The 2,016-nt window shown below is 61.0% G+C and carries 1 protein-coding gene; it reads left to right on the top strand.

Annotated features, from left to right (window positions below; genetic code table 11):
• The first annotated feature begins 206 nt into the window (after nucleotides 1-206).
• Nucleotides 207-1,775, top strand: coding sequence for an IS3 family transposase (locus BTIS_RS11555; RefSeq protein WP_094665599.1), 1,569 nt, complete (start codon nucleotides 207-209; stop codon nucleotides 1,773-1,775).
• The last annotated feature ends 241 nt before the right edge of the window (nucleotides 1,776-2,016 follow it).

The raw sequence follows: 2,016 nt of genomic DNA, 5'->3' as shown, positions 1-2,016 counted from the left end.
ATTGTGAGCGTTGACATGACGGCAGACGCCACGCGAACGCAATTCCTTAGTGTGATCACACTAACGTGGGTGGGTATGAAAGGAATGGCTTGATTTGGCGGTTTTGGGCTCATGGGCTTTCCTTAGTGTGATCACACTAGCGGAATGGTGGTTGAGGGTAACGAGGTGGTGACGTTTTCTTGGACTGTGATCCGGGAGGAGTCATCATGGCGAGGTATACGAGGGAGCAGCGTCGGCGTGCGGTGGAGTTGTATGTGAGGTATGAGTGCTGCGCGGCGGACGCGATCCGGGAGTTGGGGTATCCCAGTCGTGAGGCGTTGCGTATGTGGCATCGGGACTGGCTCGAGGAACAGAGGACGGGAATACCCTCGACGCGTGGCGAGCGGTATTCGCGCTACACGTTGGAGCAGAGGCGGGCCGCGGTGGACCATTACCTGACGCACGGGCGGCGAGCGAGCCGTACGATCCGCCAAATGGGGTATCCGAGCAAGACGCTGCTGGCCTCGTGGATTGACGAGCTCGCGCCCGGCGAACGCCGGCTTCGCCACGGGCCCATACCTGAGGAGCTCAAGCGCGAGGCCGTGCTCAAGGTCGCGTCCGGTGGAGCGAGCTCGCGTGAGGCGGCGGAGGGATTGGGAGTGGATTCGTCGGTAGTGAGAAACTGGAAGCGGCGATTGCTCGACAAGACGAAAGGGGCCGCGGTGGCGAAGGACGAACCGGAACGCAAGGATACCGCACCGCAGGCTGATGCGGATGCGCTGCGCGGCGAGATCGCCTCGCTGAACGCCGATCTTGAGCGGCTGCGCGCGGAGCGACGGGCCCTGGAGATCAGGCTGGCGATCATGAAGGGAGCGGTGGAACTGGTGGGAAAAGAGCCGGGCGCAGACCCGGACAACCTGACAAGCCGAGAGAAGACGATTCTGGTCAAAAAGGTCAGTGAGGCCCTGGGCGTCAACGCCGAGAGTCTGCTGGGCGAGGTCGGCATCGCACGCAGCACGTACTACTACCAGCTCAAGGCCATGAGCAGGCCCGACAAGGACCGGGGCCTGCTCGCATTGGTGCGCGAGGCGTTCGAGAACAGCAAACGCCGTTATGGGTACAAGCGCATCCACCTCGAACTGCGCAGCGCGGGCATCGTCGTCTCCGCGAAGCGCGTCATGCGGCTGATGACCCGCCATGGCATGGTGCCGGTGTTCAAGAGCGCGAAGCGCTACAGCTCCTACAAGGGAGAGATCGGCGGCGCGCCGGCCAATCTCGTCAACCGCGACTTCCACGCCGCGAATCCGAATGAGCTGTGGGTCACCGACATCACCGAGTTCTCGATCCCCGCGGGCAAGGTGTACCTGTCGCCGGTGATCGACTGCTACGACGGCATGCCGGTCGCGTGGACGANCGGCACCAGCCCCAACGCCGCGCTGGCCAATGGGATGCTCGAGGACGCGTGCGCCACGCTCAAACCCGGTCAGACGCCCGTCATCCACTCCGACCGGGGATGCCACTACCGGTGGCCCGAATGGATTCGCATCTGCACGGATCATGGATTGACGAGGTCGATGAGCGCGAGGGGCTGCAGCCCGGACAACGCCGCCGCCGAGGGGTTCTTCGGCCGGCTCAAGCAGGAGTTCTTCCACAAGAGGAGCTTCCAGGGCGTCACGATCGACGAGTTCATTGCGATGCTGGACGAGTACATGGTCTGGTACCGGGACAAGCGCATCAAACTCGAATACGGGATGAGCATCATGGACAAGCGCATCCAGCTCGGGCTCGTCGCCTGAACACATGTGATATCGTTCTGAACGACCATTCAGACAACGAAGTCCAACAAAACGTCACCACCCCCTTTCGATCACGGAAAAGTGTCCGCGTCCGAAGGAGTGGTTCCGTTGCAGAGATTTATGTGGAGGGGAAGTCGTAACGACGTCACGAACATCATGCCGTTGATGTCCATGACCTCGATATGACGTCCGTCATATATCATCATCGATCGTTTATGCTTGCGTTAACATTTTTGATTAT

The organism is Bifidobacterium tissieri (genome assembly GCF_002259645.1).
Lineage (GTDB): Bacteria > Actinomycetota > Actinomycetes > Actinomycetales > Bifidobacteriaceae > Galliscardovia > Galliscardovia tissieri.
The sequence above is the reverse complement of the archived record's forward strand: the minus strand, read 5'-3'. Positions and strand labels throughout refer to the sequence as shown.